Below are 6525 nucleotides of genomic sequence, written 5' to 3'. Positions count from 1 at the left end.
GGACGACGAGATGAGCCAGAACGAGATCTTCGGCCCCGTCATCACCGTGCAGCCGTTCTCCGACGAGGACCAGGCGCTCGCCTGGGCCAACGGAGTGCAGTACGGACTCGCTGCCAGCGTCTGGACGAAGGACCACGGCCGCGCGATGCGGATGGCCAAGCGGCTGGACTTCGGCTGCGTCTGGATCAACACCCACATCCCGCTGGTCGCCGAGATGCCGCACGGCGGCTTCAAGCACTCCGGCTACGGCAAGGACCTGTCGATGTACGGCTTCGAGGACTACACCCGCGTCAAGCACGTGATGAGCAACATCGAAGCGTGACGCCGGGCGAAGTCGCTGGCGCCCGCGGCGGCGTGACCAAAACGCACTCCTAGTGCGTTTTGGTCCGCGACACGCCGGTGCGCTCCCCCACAACGCACTAGGAGTGCGTTTTGGTCAGCCCTACGGTGAGCGACCGGAGCGGACGGACGGGAGGGTTGTCGGATGAGCCGGTACGGCCCGATGTTCGGTCCGGACGTGACGTTCCTCGGCGTACCGCGGTGCGACCTGACCGACCCCGCGTCCTACGCCGACGCCGACGTCGTGGTGGTCGGTGCACCGTTCGACGGCGGTACGTCGCACCGGCCGGGCACCCGGTTCGGGCCGATGGCGATCCGCAGCACCGACTACCTGCCGCACGACGCGTCCCGCCCGCATCTCGCGCTGCGCGTCGACCCGCTGGTGGATCTTCGGGTACTCGACGCGGGCGACGTGGAGATGCCGCCGGGCGAGGTGGAGAAGAGCCTCGAGGCGCTGGACGACGCGGTCACGACGGTCAGCGCGGCCGGCGCCATTCCGCTCGTGCTCGGCGGTGACCACTCGATCGCACTGCCCGACGTCACCGGGGTCGCCCGCACCGTCGGCTGGGGCCGGGTTTCCGTCGTGCACTTCGACGCGCACGCCGACACCGGCGACACCCAGTTCGGCTCCCTCTACGGCCACGGTCAGCCGATGCGCCGGCTGGTCGAGTCCGGCGCGGTGCGCGGTGACCGGTTCCTGCAGATCGGCCTGCGCGGTTACTGGCCCGACCCGCAGGTCCTGGCGTGGATGGCCGAGCAGGGCTTCCGCTCCTACGAGATGAGCGAGGTCGTGGCGCGCGGCATCGACACCTGCCTCAGTGAGGCGTTCGCCATCGCGACCGACGACTGCGACGGGGTCTTCCTGTCCGTCGACATCGACGTCGTGGATCCGGGAATGGCACCAGGCACGGGTACGCCGGAACCGGGCGGCCTCACCGGGCGGCAACTGCTCGACGCGGTCCGCCGGTGTGCGCTGGAGTTGCCCGTCGTCGGCCTGGACGTGGTCGAGGTGTCGCCGCCGTACGACAACGCCGACGTGACCGTCATGCTGGCGAACCGGGTGGTGCTCGAAGCGCTGTCCGGGATCTGCGCCCGCCGGAAGAATGCGGCCGGAAACCCTTAGCCGCGAACGAAAAGCACGATCGCGACGGACGTCCCGACACCGACGATCGTCCAGCGCAGCACCCGCGGCGGGATGCGCCGGCCGTAGTGCGCCCCGACCTGTGCACCGACGATCGAGCTGACCGCGAGCAGCCCCGCGGCCGCCCAGGCGATGTGCGTGACGGAGATGAACAGCAGCGCGGCGACCACGTTGGCCAGTCCGGCGAGCACGTTCTTCAGCGCGTTGATCCGCTGCATGTGGTCATCGAGCACGATGCCGAGCAGCGCGATCAGGATCACGCCCTGTGCCGCGCCGAAGTAGCCGCCGTAGATGCCGGTGAGCAGCACACCGGCCAGCCCGATGACGCTGAGCCCGTGGCCGTGCTCGCGGGTCAGCCGGCCGACCAGTATCGGCTGCACGGCGATCAGCACGCAGGCCAGCAGGATCAGCGCCGGGACGACGGCGGCGAAGACGCTGCTCGGCAGGGTGAGCAGCAGTACGCCGCCGATCAGCGCGCCGATCGTCGTCGCCGTACCGAAGGTCAGGCAGCGCCGGAGCTGCCCCTTGAGCTCGCGCCGGTAGCCCACCACCCCGCTCCCGGCGCCGAGCGCCAGGCCGACGGTGTTGGACACGTTGGCCACGACCGGCGGGAAGCCGAAGGCGAGCAGCGTCGGGAAGGTGATCAGGGAACCCGAGCCGACGATGGTGTTGATGCCCCCGGCGGCGAAGCCCGCGGCCAGGATGCCGAGGACCTCGAGCGGGCTCAGCACGCACCTCCGGTGACCACGACAGGACTACCGGAAGCCTACGTGGGGCGGGATCAGCGGCTGGCGAAGGCCTTCTCGAGCACGGTCAGGCCCTCGTCGAGCAGGTTCTCGGGGATGACCATGGGCGGCAGGAATCGCAGCACGTTGCCGAAGGTCCCCGCGGTGAGCACGACCACGCCCTGCTCGTGGCAGGCCTTCGCGACGGCGGCGGTCGTGGCCTTGTCCGGTTCCATCGTCCCCGGATGCACCAGTTCGACCGCCATCATCGCGCCGCGGCCCCGCACGTCGCCGATCACGTCGAACCGCTCCGCCATCGAGCGCAGCCGTGGCTCCATGAGCTCACCGATCCGGCCGGCCCGCGACACCAGCCCTTCCTCCTCGATCGTGGCCATCGCACCCAGCGCGGCGGCACAGGCGACCGGGTTGCCGCCGTAGGTGCCGCCGAGGCCGCCGACGTGCGGACCCTGCATGATCTCGGCCCGGCCGGTGACGCCGGCCAGCGGGAGGCCGCCGGCGATGCCCTTCGCGGTGGTGATCAGGTCGGGCACGACACCCTCGTGCTCACAGGCGAACCAGTCACCGGTGCGGCCGAAACCGGTCTGGACCTCGTCGGCCACGAAGACGACGCCGTGCGCCCGGCAGTACTCGGCCAGCCGGGCCAGGAAGCCCGCCGGCGGCACGACGAACCCGCCCTCGCCCTGGATCGGCTCGATGACCACGCAGGCCACCTGGTCGCCGCCGATCTGCGCGTCGATCTGACCGAGGATCGAATCGGCCGCCTCCTCCGCGCAGCGCTGCGGGCCGCCGGGCCAGCGGAACGGATAGGCCATCGGCGCCCGGTAGATCTCCGGCGCGAACGGGCCGAAGGAATGCTTGTAGGGCATCGCCTTGGCGGTCAACGCCATCGTGAGATTGGTCCGGCCGTGGTAGCCGTGGTCGAAGGCGACCACCGCCTGGCGGCCGGTGTAGGAGCGGGCGATCTTGACGGCGTTCTCCACCGCCTCGGCGCCGGAGTTGAAGAGCGCCGACCGCTTCTCGTGGTCGCCCGGGGTCAGCCGGTTGAGCGCCTCGCAGACTGCGACGTAGCCCTCGTACGGCGCGATCATGAAGCAGGTGTGGGTGAAACGCTCCACCTGCTCCCGCACCCCCGCCACGACCGCCGGTGCGGCGTTTCCGACGCCGGTCACGGCGATCCCCGAACCGAGGTCGATCAACGAGTTGCCGTCGACGTCGATCAGTACGCCGCCACCGGCCGCGGCCGCGAAGACAGGGAGCAGGGTCGAGACACCGCGTGCGACCGCGCCCTCCCGGCGGACGGCGAGCTCCCGCGATCGGGGGCCGGGGATCGCGGTGACCAGCCGGCGGACCTGGTCGAGCCCTGGTCCGCCAGCCGGTGCGGCGCCCCACTGCGAAGTGCCCGAGGTCACTGCCTGGCCGTCGGGTGCTCAGGATCGGCGGGGGCGACCGGAACCTCCGAGGACAGCGCGTCCTCGTCCGGGACGAGGGTCGGAGTGGACCGTGTCAGCACCTCACCCTTGAAAAACGGCGGCCGCGCGATCATGTAGACGATCATCAGGACGACCCCGATGACCGCGGAGACGAAGGCGATCAGGAACACGCCGCCGATCCGCCAGTGCGGCGAGAACGGGATCAGCCAGGTCGTGTAGCTGTTCGAGGTGTCCGTCGTGATCCAGTCCAGCCAGATGCTCCAGCCCATCGCGAAGAACAGGATCAGGCCGCCGAGGGTCGGCAGGATCCCCTGCATCCACAGGTCACGCGCGCTGTGGGTCAGCGTCTTGCGGTAGTACCACGCGCAGGCGAAGCCGGTGAGGCCGTAGTAGAACGCGATGAAGAGACCGATCGCGGTCACCGAGTCGGCGATGATCGTCCCGCCGGACTGATAGTTCATCGCGGCATAGACGATGATGGATGCCACACCCATCACCACGGTCGACACCGACGGCGTCAGGTACCTCGGGTGCATCTTGGCGAAAATCCGCGGGATGGCGCGGTAGACGGCCATCGACAGCGTGGTGCGGGCGGTCGGCAGAATCGTGGTCTGCGTCGAGGCCGCGGCCGAGGTAAGCACCATGAAGATCAGCAGGTGAGTGAAGACCGAGCCCACTGTGGAGCTGCCGAAGACCGACGTGCCGAGCACGGACAGCACGTCGCCCTGGTTGGCGACGTTGCCCAACCCGATGCCCTTGGTGCCGATGCCGGCGTAGGACTGCGCGGCGAGGGTGACGATGACATAGGTGACCAGCAGGATGACGGTGGACAGGATCGCCGCCCGGCCCGGGGTGCGCTTGCTGTCCTTGGTCTCCTCGTTGATCGCGACGGTGGTATCCCAGCCCCAGTAGATGAACAGCATCAGCAGGATCCCGCCGATGAAGGTGGAGAACGACGCGATGTGGAAGGGGTTGAACCAGTTCCACGATGGAGTCAGATGCACCGCCGGGGCGTTGCCGGTGCCGACCTTGATCAGGGCGACGGCGGCGAAGATCAGGAGCATGGTCAGCTCGATGCTCAGCAGGATTCGCTGGAACATCGCCGAGACTTCGATGCCCCGGTAGCAGATGTAGGTCATCACGACGATCCAGAGCACGCCGACGAGCAGCACCCAGCCGCTCGTCGGGTTGTGCCCGATCCCGTCGGCGTTGAAGAGCAGGAATCCGTACTGGCCGGCGATCTGCGCGAGGCTGGCCATGACCAGCACGTCGGCTGCCACGATGGCCCAACCGCCGAGCCAGCCGGTCTTCGGCCCAAACGCGCGGGTCGCCCAGGTGAAGGTCGTCCCGCAGTCCGGGTCGGCCTTGTTCAACTCGCTATAACCGATAGCTACGAAGAGCATCGGGACGAACGCAAGGATGACGATGGTAGGTGTCTGCAGCCCGATGGCGACGACGATGAAGCCGAGGGTCGCGGCCAGGCTGTAGGCGGGTGCGGTGGACGCGACACCGATCACGATGCTCGAGAGGAGACCAAGCGCGCCGCCCTTGAGACCCTTCTCCGCCACCTGCTCTCCGGCCGGTTGCTCCGGAGTGAGAGTGCTCGACATGGCTACTCCTCGGACTACTGCTAGTGATTGCGTTTATCGCAGCCTCGTTGCGGAAGTGCAAGCGTTTCCGTGGAATCCATCGTCGCCTTCTACGCTTTCAGTAGACTATCGGACGTTGCCTGAGGAGGCCTCGACATGCGAATTCTCGTCGTCGGTGCGGGCGGGGTGGGCTCGGCCGCGGGTCTCATCGCGGCGCGGCGGGAGTTCGTCGAGCACCTCGTCCTCGCCGACTACGACCCGGCCCGGGCCGACCGGGCGGTCGCCGCCATCGATGACCCCCGGTTCGTCGCGGCGCAGGTCGACGCGACCGACGAGGCCGCGGTGGCGGAACTCCTTGCTACACACCGTTGTGACGCGTTGCTCAACGCGACCGATCCACGGTTCGTCATGCCTCTTTTCCGGGCCGCGCTGGCCGCCGGCGTCCACTACCTGGACATGGCGATGTCGCTGTCCCACCCGCATCCGACCGAGCCCTACGCCCAGACCGGGGTAAAACTCGGCGACGAGCAGTTCGCGATGGACGGGGCATGGAAGGACGCCGGAAAGCTGGCGCTGGCCGGTATCGGGGTGGAGCCGGGCCTGTCCGACGTCTTCGCCCGCTACGCCGCCGACCACCTCTTCAGCACCATCGACGAGACCGGCGTCCGGGACGGCGCCAACCTCGAGGTCGCGGGCTACGACTTCGCGCCGTCGTTCTCGATCTGGACCACCATCGAGGAATGCCTCAACCCGCCGGTCATCTACGAACGCGGCCGGGGCTGGTTCACGACCGAACCCTTCAGCGAGCCGGAGACCTTCGACTTCCCCGAGGGCATCGGACCGGTGGAGTGCGTCAACGTCGAGCACGAAGAGGTGCTGCTCATCCCGCGCTGGGTCGACACGGCTCGGGCGACCTTCAAATACGGCCTGGGCGAGGAGTTCATCGACGTACTCAAGACCCTGCACAAGCTCGGCCTCGACTCGACCGAGCCGGTGTCGGTCGGCGGTGCCTCGGTCTCCCCACGCGACGTGGTCGCCGCCTGCCTGCCCGACCCGGCCACGCTCGGCGACCGGATGAGCGGCAAGACCTGCGCCGGCACGTGGGTGCGCGGTACCGGCAAGGACGGCCGGCCGCGGTCGACCTACCTCTACCACGTGGTCGACAACGAGTGGACGATGAAGGAGTACGGCGCCCAGGCGGTCGTCTGGCAGACCGCCATCAACCCCGTGGTGGCCCTCGAACTCATCGCGGCGGGTACCTGGTCCGGCGCCGGAGTGCT

The 6525-nt window shown here is 68.8% G+C and carries 6 protein-coding genes; 3 read left to right on the top strand and 3 right to left on the bottom strand.

Features of this window, described 5'->3' with window-relative positions; genetic code table 11:
• Nucleotides 1–322, top strand: a 322-nt coding sequence (locus VGH85_16850) for an aldehyde dehydrogenase family protein (protein ID HEY2175477.1), incomplete at its 5' end; no start/stop codon positions are given.
• 162 nt (nucleotides 323–484) lie between these two features.
• A complete protein-coding gene (speB, locus tag VGH85_16845; protein ID HEY2175476.1) occupies nucleotides 485–1462 on the top strand; it encodes an agmatinase in 978 nt (325 codons plus the stop codon).
• Here the strand turns inward: speB and VGH85_16840 are convergent.
• Genes VGH85_16840 through VGH85_16830 form a run of 3 tightly spaced genes read right to left on the bottom strand, consistent with a single transcriptional unit; the run spans nucleotide 1459 to nucleotide 5266 of the window.
• Nucleotides 1459–2208, bottom strand: a complete 750-nt coding sequence (locus VGH85_16840; protein ID HEY2175475.1) for a sulfite exporter TauE/SafE family protein — start codon at nucleotides 2206–2208, stop codon at nucleotides 1459–1461. The two genes, speB and VGH85_16840, sit on opposite strands and share 4 nt — an antisense overlap.
• A gap of 53 nt (nucleotides 2209–2261) precedes the next feature.
• A complete protein-coding gene (gene gabT / locus VGH85_16835; protein ID HEY2175474.1) occupies nucleotides 2262–3635 on the bottom strand; it encodes a 4-aminobutyrate--2-oxoglutarate transaminase in 1374 nt (457 codons plus the stop codon).
• Entirely contained in the window at nucleotides 3632–5266 is a 1635-nt protein-coding gene (locus VGH85_16830) for an APC family permease (GenBank protein HEY2175473.1), read from the bottom strand. Before VGH85_16830 ends, gabT begins: the two co-directional genes overlap by 4 nt.
• 135 nt (nucleotides 5267–5401) lie before the next feature.
• Between VGH85_16830 and VGH85_16825 the strand changes: the two genes are divergently transcribed.
• A partial coding sequence (locus VGH85_16825; protein ID HEY2175472.1) for a saccharopine dehydrogenase C-terminal domain-containing protein occupies nucleotides 5402–6525 on the top strand: 1124 nt, incomplete at its 3' end.

Source organism: Mycobacteriales bacterium (assembly GCA_036497565.1).
Taxonomy (GTDB): domain Bacteria; phylum Actinomycetota; class Actinomycetes; order Mycobacteriales; family QHCD01; genus DASXJE01.
Note: the sequence above shows the minus strand (reverse complement) of the source record. Positions and strands in the feature narration are given on the sequence as shown.